This is a genomic window from Methylocella sp. CPCC 101449 (genome assembly GCF_031921685.1).
Lineage (GTDB): Bacteria > Pseudomonadota > Alphaproteobacteria > Rhizobiales > Beijerinckiaceae > Terripilifer.
In genome coordinates, this window is the sequence record NZ_JAPDHU010000002.1 from 1,526,213 (window position 1) to 1,542,562 (window position 16,350).

A 16,350-nucleotide genomic window follows, 5' to 3' on the forward strand; every position below is an offset into this window, starting at 1 on the left:
ACGCTCCGCTACATCCTGAAGACGCCGAACTTGGTCGCCTCGGCCGGCGCGTTCAGCGTGGCCGACAGCGCCAATGCCAGCACCTGCCGGGTTTCCGAAGGCAGAATGATGCCATCGTCCCACAGCCGCGCCGTCGCATAATAGGGCGAGCCCTCTTCTTCATATTTGGCGCGGATCGGCGCCTTGAAGGCGTCTTCCTCGGCAGCGCTCCATTGTTTGCCCTCGGCTTCGATATTATCGCGCCGCACGGTCGCCAACACGCTGGCCGCCTGTTCGCCCCCCATGACGCTGATGCGCGCATTGGGCCAGGTGAAGAGAAAGCGCGGACCATAGGCCCGTCCGCACATGCCGTAATTGCCGGCGCCGAACGAACCGCCAACGATCACGGTGATCTTCGGCACGCGCGCGCAGGCCACCGCCGTCACCAATTTGGCGCCATCCTTGGCGATGCCGCCGGTCTCATACTCGCGGCCCACCATGAAGCCTGAGATGTTTTGCAGAAACAGCAGCGGTATGCCGCGCTGACAGCACAGTTCGACGAAATGCGCGCCCTTCAACGCGCTTTCGGAAAACAGAATGCCGTTGTTGGCGATGATGCCGACGGGCAATCCTTCGATGTGGGCGAAGCCGCAAATGAGCGTCGTGCCATAGCGCGCCTTGAACTCATCGAAGTCGGAGCCATCGACGAGACGCGCGATCACTTCGCGAATGTCATATTGCTTGCGCAGGTCCGTCGGCACGATGGCATCGAGTTCGGCGACATCATGCAGAGGCGGCGTCGGCGCCCGCGACGCCGGCGGCGCACGCTTGGCCGTGTTGAGATTGCGGATGGCGCGGCGCGCCAGCGCCAAAGCATGCTCGTCGTTCTGCGCCAGATGATCGGCGACGCCGGAGATACGCGTATGCACGTCGGCCCCGCCAAGATCCTCGGCCGAGACGATTTCGCCGGTCGCGGCCTTCACCAGCGGCGGCCCGGCGAGAAAGATCGTGCCCTGCCCTTTGACGATGATCGTCTCATCCGACATCGCCGGCACATAAGCGCCGCCGGCCGTGCAGGAGCCCATCACCACCGCGACCTGCGCCAGGCCGCGCGACGACATATTCGCCTGGTTAAAGAAGATGCGGCCGAAATGCTCGCGATCGGGAAACACCTCGGTCTGATGCGGCAGGTTGGCGCCGCCGGAATCAACCAAGTAGACGCAAGGCAGATGGTTCTCCTGCGCGATCTCCTGCGCGCGCAGATGTTTCTTCACGGTGATCGGATAATAGGTGCCGCCCTTGATCGTCGCATCGTTGCAGACGATCATCACCTCGCGCCCTTCGACGCGGCCGATGCCGGCGATCATGCCGGCGCCATGGATATCGCCCTCATACATGCCGAAGGCCGCGAGGCCGCCGATTTCAAGGAACGGCGAGCCTGGATCGATCAGGCCCAGCACACGATCGCGCGGCAACAGCTTGCCGCGATCGACATGGCGCTGGCGGGCCCGCTCCGGGCCGCCGAGAGCCGCCGTGGCGCGGCGCTCCTGCAATTGCGTGACGAGCTGCGCCCAGGATTGACGATTGGCGGTGGCATCGGGCCCGACCGGATCGAAGTTCGATTTCAGGACCGCCACGTGTCTCGCCCCCGTCTACCGTTTCGGCGACTATGGCGCGAAATACCGCTGAATCAAGCCGGCCGTTAGGCGGAAAGGATCATATCGCGTCATAAACCTCGTGGGTTTGCTTTTCGGCGAAAGCATCCTTGATCCAGGCCTGCCACGCCGGCAGCGCCATGATCGTGTCCATATAGGCCCGCGTCTCTTTTTTCACCTTCACATCATAGATATGCAGACGGTTGACCACCGGCGCGAACATGGCGTCCGCCGCGCTGAATTTGCCGAACAGGAACGGCCCGCCCTTGCCGAATTTGCGGCGTGCGCCGGCCCATGCCGCTTCCATCCGCGCCACGTCCGCCTGAACTTCCGGCGTCAGTTCGCGCAGACGCACCTCGCGGCGGAAATTGGTCGGCAGATGCCGGCGCATCGCCATGAAGCCGGCGTGCATTTCCGCCACCAGCGCCCGCGCCTCGGCGCGCGCCGCCCGGGTCTTCGGCCAGATGCCCTTGGCCGGATATTTTTCCGCCAGATACTCGAAGATCGCGACGGATTCCCAAACCTCGATCTCGCCGTCGATCAAGAGCGGCACTTTCCCCGTCGGCGACAGCCGCTTCAGCTTCTTCTTGCCCGGCTCGTCATAGAGATTGACCTGCTTCTCCTCGAACGGAATGTGCAGGGTCGCGAGCAAAATCCACGGCCGCAGCGACCAGGAGGAATAGGCCTTGTTACCGATAACGAGGGTCAGCATGAGTCAAAGGGCCTTGCGATAGACGATGAAGGAGGAGCGGTTGACCAGCGTGTCATAGAGCGAGCGCGCCGGCGCGTTGAATTCCTGCGTGTGCCAATAGAGCCGGAAGGCGCCGGCCTTTTTCGCCACCGTTTCAACCGCCAGGATCAGCGCCTTGCCGGCCCCCGAACCGCGCGCCTGCGGGTCGACGAACAGGTCTTCCAGATAGCAGCTCGGTTTCAGGCTCCAGGTGGAGGGATGAAACAGAAATGTGGCGAAGCCGACCAGGCCGTCATCTCCCACCGCGACGAGCCCGCGCACCGGGCCTTCCCCGCGCACCAGTTGCGCCCAAAGGTCGGCCGTAACCACCTCGGGCACCTCGCCCCGATAAAAGGCAACATAGCCGGCCCAAAGCTCGCGCCAGCGCGCCTCATCCTGCGGAATGGGGGGACGAATCTGCATCTGAATCCGACGTTCGTGGAGTTTATGTCTAGCAAACGGTCGACAAAGACGAGACTGGCACATTCCCGCCGTCCTGCAAGCGTTATAGACTTGCCCCATGTCCGGATTCGTTCTTGCCGACCTGATCGCCATCTGCCTCTTCGCGGCGGCCTGGGTGATTTATCACCACATGCTCCGGACCCATGCCCGCACGGCGCTGAACGCGCAGATGTCCTACTATCGCCTGCGCTGGATGCAGGAGATGGCCAACCGCGATGTCCGCATCGTCGATTCCGCCATCATCGCCACTTTGCAGAACGGCACCGCCTTTTTCGCCTCCACCTCGTTGCTGGCGCTCGGCGGCACCGCCGCCCTGCTGCGCTCCAGCGACGACATGATGCGCGTCGCCACCGACCTGCCCTTCGGCTTCGTGCCGACCCGCGCCATGTTCGAGATCAAGGTCGTCGGCCTGCTGATCCTGTTTGGCTACGCCTTTTTCAAATTCGCCTGGGCCTACCGGCTGTTCAACTATTGCGCCATCCTGATCGGCGCCACGCCGCCGGCCAAATCGGAGAATGACGACGAGCGCCGCCGCATCGCCACCTATGCCGGCCGCATGAACATCGCCGCCGCGCGGCAGTTCACCCGCGGCCAGCGCGCCTTCTTCTTCGCCCTCGCCTATCTCGGCTGGTTCCTCGGCCCCTATGTTCTGATGATCACGACGGCGATCGTGCTGTTCTTCATGTGGTCGCGCCAATACCGCTCGGAAGCGCATGACGCGATCGATCCGACCAAACACATGTCCGATTCCGATGCCTCGTAAACCGCCTTCCAAACGGCCCGAAGCCAAACGGACAGACGCCAAGCGGCTTGACGCGAAACGCTCCGCGCCGCATAGGCCCCGGATGAACGAGGTTATGGTCGCCGAAGATTCGGCCCCCAATAAAACGCTGGAAGCCACGATCGTCGACCTTTGCGTCGAAGCCGGCCCCGGCAAGACGATCTGCCCGACGGATGCCGCCAAATCCATCGCCGCCGCCAAAGGTGGCGACGATCTCGCCTGGCGCTCCTGGCTCACCCGCGTGCGCGCCGCCGCCATCGGCATGGCCCGCAAGGGCGATCTGGTGATCTACCGCAAGGGCAAGCCGGCCGACCCGGACGATTTCCGGGGCGTCTATCGCCTCGGCCTGCCGCGCAGCGAATAATCAGTCACGGACCCGGAAACAGCGCCTCGCTCTTGCCCGACAAGTAGTAAGCAAAGAGCCCGATATATTCGCGCACGGCGCGATCGGTGCGGCGCAGGCCAAGCGACGTCTCGGCCGAAGGCCGGATGAAATCATACCAGGTGCCGCGCGTCGCATAATCGACCGGCGCCGGCACGACCGGAAAACCCGCCTTGCGGAACAGCCCCATGGAACGGGGCATGTGATAGGCGGAGGTGACGAGCACCCAGACCTCGCCCGGTTTCGGCTTGATGAGATCGCGCGTGAACACCGCGTTTTCCCAGGTGTTGCGCGATTCCTCCTCGAAGGTCATGCGCTCAGGTGAAATGCCGAGGCTGGTATAGATGCGCCGCGCCACCTCCGCCTCGCTCACGTCGCCGCCCAGGATGCGCCCGGAACCGCCGGTGAAGACGATCCGCGCATTCGGATAGCGATAGGCCAAGGCGGCCGAGGCGGTCATGCGCGTGCCGGCCTCCGACAGCTCCGCCGATCCGCGCGCCGTGCTCACCACTTCATCGACCCCACCACCCAGCACGATGAAGCCGGTGGGCGCGGGAAAATCAGCCGGCAGTTGCGGAAAGCGGTTTTCCAGCGGCGACAGCAAAACCTGCCCGCCCGGCCCGAGCCCGAAAAAGACCGCGAAGATAACCACCATCCAAAGCAAGCCGCGCGAGATGCGGCGAAAGCCGAAATAAAGCGCCAGCAAAGCCAGGCCCGTCGCCACCACCATCAGATTCGATGGCGCGGCGAAGAACCACAATATTTTGGACAGGTAGAAGAACATCCCAGGCTAGCTCAGCGGCAGGATCAGCACCTTACTGCTCCACGGCCGCTCGCAGATCGCCTTGTACCAGCGCTCCAGATGCGGTCGCGGCTGCCGCTCGATCGGCAGATGCATCCAGCGGTGGACGACGGTGGCGATCACACAATCGGCCATGCCGAACGTGCCGCCGGAAACCCACGGGCGTTCCGACAACAAGGCATCGAGCACGGCCGCATTGCCTTCCGCCGTCTTGATCCCCGCCTCGATCACTTCCGGCTTCGCTTCCACATCCTTGCGGACCAACGGCCGGAAAATCGCATTGATCGGATCGAGCAGCGTCGTCTGCTGCCAATCCATCCAGCGATCGGCATCGGCACGACGGCGCGCGTCGAGCGGCCACAGCTTGCCTTCCGAATAGCGCGCGCACAGATAGCGGACGATGGCATTGGACTCCCACAAGGTGAATCCCATGTCGTCGATGGTGGGCACCCGGCCGTTCGGGTTGATCGCCCGATATTCCGCCGTATTGACGACGCCAAAATGCAGGCCCGCATCGGTACGCTCGTAAGGCAGGCCGATCTCTTCCAGGGTCAGGATCACCTTCTGGACGTTGAGCGAATTGTTGCGGCCCCAGACCTTGATCATCATCATGCTCCTTGGATGAGGCAGAGGTATTGGCCCCTTCGCAAAAGGTCAATCGTAAGGAAATAGGCTGGGGTTTAGCCCGTTTTCATGAACAATTCCCGGCCGATCAGCATCCGGCGGATTTCACTGGTTCCGGCGCCGATTTCATAGAGTTTCGCATCGCGCAGCAGCCGCCCGGTCGGATAATCGTTGATATAGCCGTTGCCCCCGAGGAGCTGGATCGCATCGAGCGCGATCCTAGTCGCCTTTTCCGCCGCATAGAGAATGGCGCCGGCGGCATCCTCGCGCGTCGTCTCGCCACGGTCGCAGGCCTTCGCCACCGCATAGACATAGGCGCGGCAGGCATTCATGCCGACATACATGTCGGCGATCTTGCCTTGCACCAGTTGGAACTCGCCGATCGGCTGATTGAACTGCTTGCGGTCATGGACATAGGGCATGACCACATCCATCGCTGCCTGCATGATGCCGAGCGGCCCGGCCGCCAAAACGGCGCGCTCGTAGTCCAGCCCCGACATCAAAACGTTGACGCCCTTGCCGAGGCTGCCGAGCACATTCTCCTCCGGCACTTCACAGTCTTCGAACACCAGTTCGCAGGTGTCGGATCCCCGCATGCCGAGCTTGTCGAGTTTCTGTGCCGTACCAAACCCTTTCATGCCTTTCTCGACGATGAAAGCGGTGATACCGCGCGGCCCGGCCGATGGATCGCTCTTGGCGTAGACGATCAAGGTTTCAGCCACCGGCCCATTGGTGATCCACATCTTGTTGCCGTTGAGAACGAAGCGATCGCCGCGCTTGTCGGCCCGCGTCTTCATCGACACGACATCGGAACCCGCGCCCGGCTCCGACATGGCGAGCGCGCCGACATGCTCACCGGAAATCAGCTTGCCGAGATAACGCCGCTTCTGGTCGTCCGTGCCGTTGCGGCGCAATTGGTTGACGCAGAGATTGGAGTGCGCGCCATAGCTGAGGCCGACACTGGCGGACGCGCGGCTGACCTCTTCCATCGCCACGCAATGTTCGAGATAGCCAAGCCCCGACCCGCCATAGTCCTCCTCCACCGTGATGCCATGCAGGCCTAGCGCACCCATCTTCGGCCACAGATCGCGCGGGAAGGTATTCGTGCGATCGATCTCCTCGGCGCGCGGTGCAATCTCGTCCTGGGCAAAATCGCGGGTGGTGGCGCGGATCATATCGGCGGTTTCGCCGAGATCGAAATTGAAGCTTGGACCTTGGTTGGCGATCATTCATTCCTCCACCACCCACATACGCGCCCGGTTGTCTGCCTCGGCGCGGACTGCCATTGTGGCACGCGTCCAGCCCACGTTGAACCGCCCTCCCCATGAAATCCATGCAACCAAATGACGATATGCCCCGCCAGCGCCTGCTGCCGCCCAAGATTTTCGGCGGCGCCCTCATCATCGCGCTGATCCTGAAACTGATCATACCGATGCGCTTCCTGGGCGCCGGCACCGGACGCGAGATGGGATCTCTCCTGGGTTGGCTGATCGTTCTGGCCAGCCTGGCGCTCGCGGCTTGGGCCGCCCTGGCCTTGAAGATGGCGGACACACCGATCAGTCCCGACGAACCCGCGCGCACCCTCGTGACCGGCGGCCCCTATCGTTTTTCACGCAATCCAATCTATCTGAGCGCGGCGCTGATCTTCTTGGGCGTTGGCTTCATCGCCGATTCCCTGTGGCTGTTTCTCGCCATCCCGGTCGTCATGTTCGCCGTGAAAAAATTCGCCATCACGCCGGAAGAGGCTCAATTGACTGAAAAATTTGGCGACGCCTATCGCGAATACAGCGCGGCGGTCCGCCGCTGGTTCTAAATTTTCCGCCACAAACTTTACGCCTCCCGTCGTTTGCCCGACAATGCTTCATCTTGGCATCTGATCGGAGGAGATGACATGACGCGTCGCGCGCATTTGTGGACCGCCCTTTCGCTTTTGCTGTGCCTTCCGATCAGCCAGGCGGCCTGGGCCCAGTCATCGCCGAAGGAAGGCGGCGCGACCGCTTCCACACCCGCGCCATCCGAGAATGCCGCCGAGATCGCCTTCTGGAACAGCGTCAAGGATTCCAAGAATCCGGCCGAGCTGCGCGCCTATCTGCAAGCCTTTCCCACTGGCGTCTTCGCGCCACTCGCCAAGGTCCGGATCGAAGGCCTGGAGAAAGCCGCCGCATCCTCTCCTGCATCAACCCCCGCGCCTGTCATTCCGCAACAGACGCGCGCCTTCGATCTTTCCAATCCAGCGCAGATCCGCGAACTGCAGAACAAGCTCTATAGTCTCAATTACCGTGTGACACGTCGCGATGGCGTCTTCGATTCCTCCACCCAGAATGCCATTCGCGACTGGCAGAAAACGGTCGGCCTGCCAACCACCGGCCAGATCAACGACGAGCAGTGGAGACGCTTGAACGGCGCCAAACTTTCGACGGTCTGGGGCGCCATCGCCTATACGGCGCGAGGCGCCTATGGCTCGACGTTCAATCGGGCAAGCCGCGAAGAAGCGGAACAAGAAGCTTTGCGCGAATGCCAGCGGCGCGCCGGCCGCCGCGCCGATTGCCGTCTGATGGCCGGCGCTGATGCAAGCTGCATGGCGATGGCGAGCTATCGCACCGAGAACCGCCGCCGCGTCTATTTCGGCTCCATGGTGGCGCTGCGACCGCAACTGTCAGATGCGATCAGCGAAGCCTTGCGTCAATGCAATGACGAACCCAATGCGGAGCGCGGCTGCTCGGCACGCACGACGCTTTGCGCCGACGGCAGTCACAAGCGCTGACAACGTCGAGGCCGTTCGTCGCATATGACCAAAGGCATCTAGCTGCGTTCAGTGCGTGAAGCGTATCCCCGCCGCATCGGTTCGATCGGTTAAGGGCTGCGGGGCGCAGATATGCGAAAATTAGAGAAGCCTGGCGTGACCGTCACACCAGGCGAGTGGCGCAATGCGCTTGAAGCACTCGACATATTGGACATCATCGCCCGCAAGCTCGGTGACAGGTTTGACGCCACGATGATCGGGATCGAAACCGAACTCGCTCTGCGCATTCACCTCTGCTCGGCGTTTCGGCAGCACATCCTCAGCCTTCGAGAGGCCAAGGATCGCAGCCGAATTTGATCAATACGGTTTACCGGCCAGCCACGCCCGCCATTGCGATTCACTGCCCGCGAAAGCGTTCTTGTCGACCTTGCCGCGAATGCCCGGCACATAACCATCGGACTGATATTGCCAGAACACCCAGCGCCGGCTGCCGTAGGGCACGTGCGGCGGATGTTTGGTCGAACGCACCCACATCGGATAGTCGCTGAACTCGCCATCCGACAGAATGGCCTGATAGAAATCGACCGTCACATAGATGACCGGCCGCTTGCCATAGTGCCGCTCCATGTCGACGAGCATCTCGCGCATTTCACGCACGACCTCATCCTTATAGAGCGTGCGCTTGCAGGTGCGCGACGTCGGCGTCGCCTCTACGTCGAGCACGGGCGGCAGCGCCTCGGGATCGACAGGGACGGTGTTCTTGAACCAGCCGATCTCCTCGTGATGCGGCCGGCACCAATAGACGAAATGATAGGCGCCACGCGGCACGCCAGCGGCTTTCGCCCCAGCCCAGTTTTGCTGGAACTTGGAATCGGCATGGTCAGCGCCCTCGGTCGCCTTGATCCAGGCGAATTTGACGCCCGAGGCACGCACCGCCTGCCAGTCGATGTCGCCCTGGTATTTGGAAACGTCGATCCCGTGGATGCTGAAATTGTTCGGATGCAGGCCGACGAAATGCTCATTGCCGGCACCGGCACGACCGCCCTCGCCCGCCCCGTCGAGCAGCGGGATGGCCGAGCCACCACCGCCGCCGCAAGCGGCAAGCATCAAAGCGGCGGCCAAAGCCGCCACCGGTAGAACGGCCTTGAGGCCCAACTGATCAAAATTAATTCGCATGCGCGTTAAATAAATCACAGCTTGGTAACGTCTCGTAAACGACGCGCATTTTTAGCAATCAAGGTGAATCAGGGCGACCCAAAATCAACGGTCTCGTAAGGGGCCCCCCGCAGAGCCGATCCGGATCGCAAAAAAGATTTGGTCGATCAAGGCCATGGGGCGGAGACCGTAGGTCTCCGCCAGTATCTCCGCGACAAGCTATTTAGCCTTGTCGATCTTCGTGACCGTGATGCGGCCGTTCACCCGGTCGGCCTCGAAGGTCACTTTGTCGCCGACCTTGAGCTTCTTCAAAGCGGCCGGGTCGGCGACGGCGAAGGCCATCGTCATTCCGTCCATGTCGAGGTTCTTGATCGGCCCGTGCTTCAGGGTGATCTTGGCCTGCGCCTCGTCGATCTTCGTCACCTCGCCCGAAACCCGGGCGCTTTGCGCCAGCGCGATGGTGGCCACGAGGGAAACCGTGGCGGCGGCAATCCATTTACGCATGTTCTTCTCCTATACTGATGTAAATCTGCTTCGCGTTGCGACCGTTTCCGGACGCGATCACTTCACGACGATGGTGCCAAACATCCCGGACTCGCGATGGCCCGGGATCAGGCAAGAGAAGTCGAACTCCCCTGCCTTCGTGAACTTCCAAACGATTTGACCGGACTTTCTCGGCGCCAGGCGTTTGGCGTTCGGATCGTCGTGCTCCATGTCCGGATTCTTCTGCATCTCGATGGCGTGCTTGAGGTTCTCCTCAAGCGTGCCGATGACGATCTCATGGTCCGTGTTGCCGTTATTTTGCAGCAGGAACCTGATCTGCTCTCCTTTCTTGACTTCGATACGACCTGGAATGAATTCCATCTTGCCCCCAGCGTCGCGCATGAGAACTTGCACCACACGTGCCGGCTTTTTGGGATCACCCGGCTCGCCATAGGCACGGACATCACCATGCGAATGGCCCGGATCGGCCAGAGCCGCCGTAGCCAAAGGCAACGCCACAAGCGCGCCGATCAAAATTTTGAATGCCATGGATATCTCCTTCAGTGGTTGCCATGTTTCGAATTCGCGCGCGGCTTCACCACGTTGACCTCGGTGGTTGTCGATGGGTCGATTGTCGGCTGTGGTGCGCGTTCGGCCTTCCTGGCCTCGCCCTTCCACTCGAAAGCCACCGTGCCTTCGGGATGTTTGTACCAGCCAGGGTCTTTGTAATCGCCGGAGGCCAGGCCCTCGCGCACTTTGACGACCGAGAACATGCCGCCCATTTCGACCGCGCCGAATTGCGCCCAGCCGGTCATCATCGGCAGCGTATTTTCCGGCAGCGGCATTTCCATCTCGCCCATGTCGGCCATGCCGGCCGTACCCATCGGCATATAGCCGGGCACCAGCCGTTTGATCTTTTGCGACACTTTCTTCTTGTCGACGCCGATGAAGTTGCTGACGTCATGACCCATCGCATTCATCGTGTGATGCGACTTATGGCAATGGATCGCCCAATCGCCCGGCTTATCGGCAACGAAATCGAAAGCGCGCATTTGCCCGACCGCGCAATCAATCGTCACTTCCGGCCACGCAGCTTGCTCGGGCACCCAGCCGCCATCGGTGCATGACACTTTGAAATCGTAGCCGTGCATATGGATCGGATGATTGGTCATGGTGAGATTGCCGAAGCGGATACGCACCTTGTCGCCTTTGGCCGCGACGATATGGTCGATGCCGGGAAACACGCGCGTGTTCCACGTCCACATATTGAAGTCCGTCATCTCGGCGACGCGCGGCACATAGGTGCCGGGCTCGATGTCGTAAGCCGCCATCAGGAAGACGAAATCGCGATCGACGCGGCGGAAAGCCGGGTCCTTGGGATGCACGACGAAGAACCCCATCATGCCCATGGCCATCTGCACCATTTCGTCGGCATGCGGGTGATACATGAACGTGCCGCTCTTCTGCAGCTGGAACTCGTAGACGAAGGTCTTGCCGACGGGGATATGCGGCTGCGTGAGTCCACCGACACCATCCATGCCGCAGGGCAGAAGCTGACCGTGCCAATGAATTGTCGTGTGTTCCGGCAGTTTGTTGGTGACGAACAAGCGCACCTTGTCGCCTTCCACCGCCTCGATGGTCGGCCCTGGCGACTGGCCGTTATAGCCCCATAGATGCCCAATCATACCGGGCGCGAATTCGCGCAGCACCGGTTCGGCGACGAGATGAAACTCCTTCCATTCGCCGTTCATGCGCCATGGCAACGTCCAGCCATTGAGCGTGACCACCGGATTGTAGTCAGGCCCGGTTTTGGGCACGAGCGGCGGCTGCATATCGGCACTCTTCATGATCGGCGCTTCCGGCACCGAGGCGAAGGCCGTTCGCCCCGACACGGCGCTGGCGCTCGCGAGCGTCATGCCGCCAGCGGCACCGAGAAAATTGCGACGTGATACTGACATGATCTTCTCCCGATTATTCGCTGGCGCCTGAGGCGACGCGAGCTGCTGCACCCGCCCCCGAACCGCCGCCCTGGATGGCTGCGTCGAAATCGACACGCGCGATGAAGAAATCCCGTTGCGCTGTGATCGCCGCGAGATTGCTGTCGATGCCCTCGCGGAACGTCGTCAACAACACGAAGGCGTCGATGAGCATGCCGTTGTATTCGAGCAGGGACTGCTCGTTGACGGTGCGCCGCAGCGGCACGATCTTGTTGCGATAGGCCCGCGCGATGTCATAGGCGGCGCGATAGGTGAGATAGGCGGCGCGTGCTTCGGAGCGGATATTCACCGCCTGTTCGGCAAAGCGGTTGACCGCCTGCATATAGGTTTCAGCCGCACGCCGTCGCGTCGTCTCACCGAAATCGAAGATCGGGATTTCGATCACCAGATCCAGCGCATTACCCGCCGATCTCGTCTTCTCGACGATACCGTCGTTTTTGCTACGCTCAAATCTCGAGAAGCCCGCCAGTTCGAAGGCCGAGACATAGCGCGTCGCCTCATAGAGACGCAGCGACGTCGCCAGCGCATCGAGATCGAAACGAGAGGCGATGAGATCGACGCGCTTGCGAATGGCCTCGGTTTCGACGAGCTGTTTCGAAGCAAGCTGCCCGGGCAGAGCCGGCATCTGGCCGGGCAATTTATAATTGATGTCGCCACCCCACAGGCCGAGGCTGCGCGTCAAGGCTTCCCGCGTCGTGCCCACTTCCAGGCGCGCCCCCGCCAGTTGATTGGAGACTTCCGCATAAAAGGCAGCCGTGCGCGCTTGATCGAGTTTTTTGGCCGCGCCCGTCTCGCCGAGACTGCGCATGAGGTCGGCGGCGGCATCGGCACTCGAGCGCGCCTGCTCGAGATAGGCCACCTTCTGTCGCGCGGCGACCGCCGCATAATAGGCTTTGCGCGCCGTGGCGGCGGTGCGGAACGTCGCATCGATAGCCCGATAGCGCGCCGCCTCGAACTGCCGTTCGCCGATCGCGCGTCGCGTCGGCTGCGTCAGTAGCGCCAGAAGGCTGCCGACAACACGCCGCTCGATTTCAAGCGCGCCATTCGTCACCGTGCGGCTCAAGGCGACGGCCGGATTGGGCGGCAGGCTCGCTTCGACGAAATCGGCTTCCGACAGGCCGAGCGCATTATATTCTGCCTGCAGCCCGCGATTGCTGAGCAGAGCGATCTGGACCGCGCTATTGGCGGTCAACGGCTTGGCGAGCAGCGCCTTGACGCGCCCCGTAGCCATCATCGTCTCATCCTGCGAGGCGATCTTGACCGCATCGGCACTGATCGTCGCCGAGACCTGGGTGGCGACGGCTTGCATGCCGCCGTCGGGCGTGAAGGTCGCGCAACCGCCCAGAGCAAGCGTGGCGAGTGCGACGGCAGCGAGCCGCCGGCCCGGCCGGGAAAGCAAGGACACGGCCATCATTGCCCCCTGCCCTTGGGTGCGACACGCTGATTGCTGTCGATCCACGATTTCGGCTGAACCGGTCGATAATCGACCGTGCCCGTCATGACCGATTGATAGGATTGGCGGGGAACCTTCGCTGTGGGATCAGCGGGATCGCGCACCGTGTCGAGATTGGGCCAAGCGGCGCACCCGGCAAGGGTGGCAGCGATGGCGCCCAGAACGGCGAATTTCATCATCTTCCTCGGATTAGGCCAGACGGCCTCGGCGGCATTGCCGCGTGTCGTCGAACGTGCCCATGCCGCGAGATTTCAAGCGGCAGGGATCGCCGGCGCGAACCCGAGAAGAAAATGGGATACGGACATCACTGCCCGCTCAAGGGTCTCGCCAGCGGTTAAGCGACGAGCAATCTTGGCGGACGTTCGAGACGCGGACCGATCGTGCCCTCGACATCCGTTTCGAGCGGCAGGGGATTGACGGCCTCAATGGCAACGGCCGAAGCGTCCAGGCTTATCTGCGGCAACACCGCCATATGGCAGGTCATCGCCGCGCAGCACGTGCCGCCCATGTGATCGGGCATATCGCCGCCACAGGGCGAAGACGTATCGAGACACAGTTTGGTCTGGACCGCCTGGTGCTGATGACGCCCGCTGTGGTCGCCGCCCTGGTCGACCTTGGCTGCATGATGATGGTCCATGCCCTGCGTCTGGGGCGCATGGACTTTGCCTTGATGCGCATTGGCAACATCCCACATGCCGCCGGCCGAGAGACCAAGCAGTGCCAGGAACATCACCAGTGAGCGAAAAAGACGCATCATAATGGCCGCGAGAATAGGGAGGAATCGCGAAAAGACAAGACGCCTCCGATCAGCGCGCAAAGTTTCCGGCATTGTCAAAGACTTGGCCCCAACAGCCGCAAGATGCGGCGGCATACAGCCATGCTTTCCGGTTTTCCAAAAGGTTAAAACGGCCCCCCGGATTCTCCGGAATGAGGGAAACCGATCCTTCGGAGTTTCCGATTATTGAAGACAAATCGACAATTCGAGAACTTCACCATGTCGTCATCCGCTTTTCCTTTTTCGGGTTCTTTCAAGTCATTCATGGAAGATCGGCGCGGCAGCGTCGCTGCCATATGGGCGATGGTCACCCTGTCAACGATCATCACGATCGGCGGCGCGATTGATTACAGCGTCACATTGACCGGCCGTGGCCTGTTGCAGAATGCTCTCGACTCCGCTGTTTTATCGGCCGTGCAAACGACCAGCGGAAGCGCCGCGCAAACCAACGTTCTGGTTAGCCGCTTCCGGGCTATTCTCACCGGGCACACGGTCTTGGGCGACACGTCCAACCTCACCCCGACGCTCACCACCAATGCCGACGGCAGCATTACGGCGACAGTCACCGCCTCCGTGCCGACCCAGTTCATGAAAGCGGCCGGTATTTCATCCGTGCCGGTCACCGTCAGCAGTCAGTCCCTTCTCGTGCCGACACCGACGCCGACCACCGCGACCTTCACCATGCGCGTGGCCAAAGGTTGGTATTGGAAGCGCCTGACCCTCTATGTCGTCGACGCGAGTGGCAAGACGAACAATCTCGCGCAATGGGTCTATCAACCCTTCAATCAGAACTATGCCTTCACCAGCACGCAAGTGAGCAACTTGTCCTGGCCCATGACCAACACCTTCTATTCGAAGGGCAACTCCGGCAACGGCGTCGGCACGCTCACCGGTCCAAGCGGCTCCATCACGCTGGGCAGAAATTACAAAGATGCTTATCTGACCATGGAAGTCGATACGGACGGCTGCCCTCTCGATCAGGTCGTCGATACGAGCAAAGCATCCAGTTCAGGCGGGAATAATCCGCTGTATTGCAAGAACTCGACCGCGAAAGCGCCGTCGTGGACCTTCGTTACCAATACGAAGGACGGCATCATGCATATGGTCAAGTACGGCAAGAAAGCCGACGGCAGTCCGGACGGCAACAATCGGACGCTCTTTGCCGACAAGCAATCCTTCCAGGTCATCGTGCCCTGCAGCACTCCGGCCACGACCACTTATTATGGCTGGGAAGATTCTGCGGGATCCCCTCCCAGCAATCTGAACGACTCCAGCAGCGCATGGCTCACGCAGGATTTCATGTTCTCGATCACCGCGGATAGCTGCGATCCCAACGTGAACATGGTCGGCACGCGCCTGACGCAATGAGGCCGTCAAACTCGGGCTGACGCGCCACAACGACGCGTCAGTCCAAGCGATAGGAAAACGAAGCGAATGCCGCGCCCGAGAGCCAGCGGCCCAGGAACCTTATCGGCCCGCACCTGTTGAACTTGAGCCAGAACAGGAAACCCAAGTCGGCGCTCGCCGGCTGTGCAAATTCTTTTGCTTGGGAGAGAGACAATGGCTCGAGCGCTCTACGATATCGTTCGCAACGCCGATGGCTGGGGCGTCCGCCATGATGGCGAAACATCAGGCAAATATGTCAGCAAGGAAGCGGCTTTCGAGGCGGCGATGCCGGCCGCATCCGTGGCCATAAAGCACGGCCATGAGGTTGTCGTCCGGGTGGCCGAGCAACATTTGGGCGAATCGCCCGATGGCCTGTCGGCTGAGCCGGAACATCCGGAATTGACCCGGATTTGGAACATGAAGCGGGTTCGGCGCTGAACCTGATGGCGGCTTTTTTGCCGGCCCATCGCCCAGGGATTTTTTCCCGCCGGAACCATCAATCTTGGCTATAGCCAAGCTGATGCCGCATTGACGGGCAAAACCAGCTTCAAACGATGGGGCAAGAATAAATCTACCCACAAAATCAATATCTTGCCGAAGCAAGATAGTGATTGGTGCGGCCAAGAGGACTCGAACCTCCACGGGTCTCCCCACTAGCACCTCAAGCTAGCGCGTCTACCAATTCCGCCATGGCCGCTGGTAGAAAAACCGGGCGCAGACCCGGTGGCTGCGCCGCCGGGATGCGGGGGCGCGAGACAGGCAGCCGTCTAACAAATCAATCGGCGGGTGACAAGCGCAGGTTGGGGGTAAATCACGGTTCTGAGAGCCCTTATTGCTGTTCTGGCAGACGACCGGCATCCGTGGCAAAATAGAACCATGCAAAATAGCGTTTTGGATGCCCCCGCCGCTCCCGCCTGCCCCGTGGCGCAAGATTCCGAGGCCC

At 61.5% G+C, this 16,350-nt stretch carries 20 protein-coding genes and 1 tRNA gene; 7 read left to right on the plus strand and 14 right to left on the minus strand.

Annotation, left to right across the window (positions count from 1 at the left end; all coding sequences use genetic code 11):
* Nucleotides 1–8: 8 nt before the first annotated feature.
* The 3 genes from OIM99_RS18085 to OIM99_RS18095 form a co-directional block, all read right to left on the minus strand.
* Nucleotides 9–1,616, minus strand: coding sequence for a carboxyl transferase domain-containing protein (locus OIM99_RS18085; RefSeq protein WP_311851849.1), 1,608 nt, complete (start codon nt 1,614–1,616; stop codon nt 9–11).
* Between the two features lie 79 nt (nt 1,617–1,695).
* Nucleotides 1,696–2,346, minus strand: coding sequence for a glutathione S-transferase family protein (locus OIM99_RS18090; RefSeq protein WP_311851850.1), 651 nt, complete (start codon nt 2,344–2,346; stop codon nt 1,696–1,698).
* Nucleotides 2,347–2,349: 3 nt separating this feature from the next.
* A complete protein-coding gene (locus tag OIM99_RS18095; RefSeq protein ID WP_311851851.1) occupies nt 2,350–2,787 on the minus strand; it encodes a GNAT family N-acetyltransferase in 438 nt (145 codons plus the stop codon).
* A 97-nt stretch (nt 2,788–2,884) separates the two neighbouring features.
* On the opposite strand from OIM99_RS18095, the gene OIM99_RS18100 reads away from it, so the two are divergent.
* Together OIM99_RS18100 and OIM99_RS18105 are read left to right on the plus strand one after the other, a co-directional pair.
* Nucleotides 2,885–3,589 (plus strand): DUF599 family protein, encoded by a 705-nt coding sequence (locus OIM99_RS18100; RefSeq protein ID WP_311851852.1) that lies wholly within the window; start codon nt 2,885–2,887, stop codon nt 3,587–3,589.
* 94 nt (nt 3,590–3,683) lie between these two features.
* Nucleotides 3,684–3,971, plus strand: a complete 288-nt coding sequence (locus OIM99_RS18105) for a DUF3253 domain-containing protein (protein WP_311851853.1) — start codon at nt 3,684–3,686, stop codon at nt 3,969–3,971.
* 4 nt (nt 3,972–3,975) lie between these two features.
* Here OIM99_RS18105 and OIM99_RS18110 read toward each other — a convergent pair whose 3' ends face one another.
* The 3 genes from OIM99_RS18110 to OIM99_RS18120 form a co-directional block, all read right to left on the minus strand.
* Complete coding sequence (locus OIM99_RS18110) at nt 3,976–4,773, minus strand: YdcF family protein (RefSeq protein WP_311851854.1); 798 nt, start codon at nt 4,771–4,773, stop codon at nt 3,976–3,978.
* Between the two features lie 6 nt (nt 4,774–4,779).
* Complete coding sequence (locus tag OIM99_RS18115; protein ID WP_311851855.1) at nt 4,780–5,397, minus strand: glutathione S-transferase family protein; 618 nt, start codon at nt 5,395–5,397, stop codon at nt 4,780–4,782.
* Between the two features lie 74 nt (nt 5,398–5,471).
* Nucleotides 5,472–6,644, minus strand: a complete 1,173-nt coding sequence (locus tag OIM99_RS18120) for an isovaleryl-CoA dehydrogenase (RefSeq protein ID WP_311851856.1) — start codon at nt 6,642–6,644, stop codon at nt 5,472–5,474.
* A 122-nt stretch (nt 6,645–6,766) separates the two neighbouring features.
* On the opposite strand from OIM99_RS18120, the gene OIM99_RS18125 reads away from it, so the two are divergent.
* From OIM99_RS18125 to OIM99_RS18135, 3 genes are all read left to right on the plus strand, one after another.
* Nucleotides 6,767–7,228 (plus strand): isoprenylcysteine carboxylmethyltransferase family protein, encoded by a 462-nt coding sequence (locus OIM99_RS18125; RefSeq protein ID WP_311851857.1) that lies wholly within the window; start codon nt 6,767–6,769, stop codon nt 7,226–7,228.
* A gap of 78 nt (nt 7,229–7,306) precedes the next feature.
* Entirely contained in the window at nt 7,307–8,179 is an 873-nt protein-coding gene (locus OIM99_RS18130) for a DUF4189 domain-containing protein (protein WP_311851858.1), read from the plus strand.
* Between the two features lie 135 nt (nt 8,180–8,314).
* A complete protein-coding gene (locus tag OIM99_RS18135; protein WP_311851859.1) occupies nt 8,315–8,515 on the plus strand; it encodes a hypothetical protein in 201 nt (66 codons plus the stop codon).
* On the opposite strand, the gene OIM99_RS18140 is transcribed toward OIM99_RS18135, so the two are convergent.
* The 7 genes from OIM99_RS18140 to OIM99_RS18170 form a co-directional block, all read right to left on the minus strand.
* Entirely contained in the window at nt 8,516–9,334 is an 819-nt protein-coding gene (locus tag OIM99_RS18140) for a GH25 family lysozyme (protein ID WP_311851860.1), read from the minus strand.
* A gap of 198 nt (nt 9,335–9,532) precedes the next feature.
* Nucleotides 9,533–9,817 carry a copper-binding protein gene (locus OIM99_RS18145; protein ID WP_311851861.1) on the minus strand — a complete coding sequence of 95 codons (285 nt, stop codon included), beginning with the start codon at nt 9,815–9,817 and terminating at the stop codon, nt 9,533–9,535.
* A gap of 57 nt (nt 9,818–9,874) precedes the next feature.
* Nucleotides 9,875–10,345 carry a cupredoxin family protein gene (locus OIM99_RS18150; RefSeq protein WP_311851862.1) on the minus strand — a complete coding sequence of 157 codons (471 nt, stop codon included), beginning with the start codon at nt 10,343–10,345 and terminating at the stop codon, nt 9,875–9,877.
* An 11-nt stretch (nt 10,346–10,356) separates the two neighbouring features.
* Entirely contained in the window at nt 10,357–11,754 is a 1,398-nt protein-coding gene (locus OIM99_RS18155; RefSeq protein ID WP_311851863.1) for a copper oxidase, read from the minus strand.
* A gap of 13 nt (nt 11,755–11,767) precedes the next feature.
* Nucleotides 11,768–13,204, minus strand: coding sequence for a TolC family protein (locus tag OIM99_RS18160; RefSeq protein ID WP_311851864.1), 1,437 nt, complete (start codon nt 13,202–13,204; stop codon nt 11,768–11,770).
* Nucleotides 13,204–13,422 carry a hypothetical protein gene (locus OIM99_RS18165; RefSeq protein WP_311851865.1) on the minus strand — a complete coding sequence of 73 codons (219 nt, stop codon included), beginning with the start codon at nt 13,420–13,422 and terminating at the stop codon, nt 13,204–13,206. Before OIM99_RS18165 ends, OIM99_RS18160 begins: the two co-directional genes overlap by 1 nt.
* Nucleotides 13,423–13,580: 158 nt before the next feature.
* Complete coding sequence (locus OIM99_RS18170; RefSeq protein ID WP_311851866.1) at nt 13,581–14,000, minus strand: hypothetical protein; 420 nt, start codon at nt 13,998–14,000, stop codon at nt 13,581–13,583.
* A gap of 240 nt (nt 14,001–14,240) precedes the next feature.
* On the opposite strand from OIM99_RS18170, the gene OIM99_RS18175 reads away from it, so the two are divergent.
* Together OIM99_RS18175 and OIM99_RS18180 are read left to right on the plus strand one after the other, a co-directional pair.
* Nucleotides 14,241–15,389, plus strand: coding sequence for a pilus assembly protein TadG-related protein (locus OIM99_RS18175; protein WP_311851867.1), 1,149 nt, complete (start codon nt 14,241–14,243; stop codon nt 15,387–15,389).
* A 192-nt stretch (nt 15,390–15,581) separates the two neighbouring features.
* Nucleotides 15,582–15,845, plus strand: coding sequence for a hypothetical protein (locus tag OIM99_RS18180; protein WP_311851868.1), 264 nt, complete (start codon nt 15,582–15,584; stop codon nt 15,843–15,845).
* Between the two features lie 174 nt (nt 15,846–16,019).
* Here the strand turns inward: OIM99_RS18180 and OIM99_RS18185 are convergent.
* Nucleotides 16,020–16,104 (minus strand) — tRNA-Leu (locus OIM99_RS18185).
* Nucleotides 16,105–16,350 lie beyond the last annotated feature (246 nt).